Source organism: Salifodinibacter halophilus (assembly GCA_012999515.1).
Lineage (GTDB): Bacteria > Pseudomonadota > Gammaproteobacteria > Nevskiales > Salinisphaeraceae > Salifodinibacter > Salifodinibacter halophilus.
Genome location: JABEEB010000564.1, coordinates 1 through 246, shown reverse-complemented (window position 1 = coordinate 246; position 246 = coordinate 1). Strand labels below are relative to the sequence as shown.

The following is a 246-nucleotide window of genomic DNA, read 5'->3' as shown; positions in this document are numbered from 1 at the left end:
TGCAGTCCAGGTCCGACGGGCAGCCGACCTTGAACGAGAACTCGGCGCTGGCGTACATCGGGTCGAGCCCGGCGATGTCGAGCAGGCGCAGGCGATAGCGCGAGTGGTCGCCGTAGCGGTCCAGGCGCAGCACCAGCCAGTCGTCCAGGTCGGGCTCGCCGCTGAGGTGCGGGTCGGCGTCGAGGATGCGGATGTCGCGGATGCGCGCGCCGCCTTCGATGCGCAGATGCCGCTCCAGGCCTTCGC

The 246-nt window shown here is 70.7% G+C and carries 1 protein-coding gene; it reads right to left on the bottom strand.

Going from position 1 to position 246, the window contains the following annotated elements; translation table 11 throughout:
* On the bottom strand, positions 1 to 246 hold a 246-nt coding region (locus HKX41_12860), incomplete at both ends, for a hypothetical protein (GenBank protein NNC25026.1).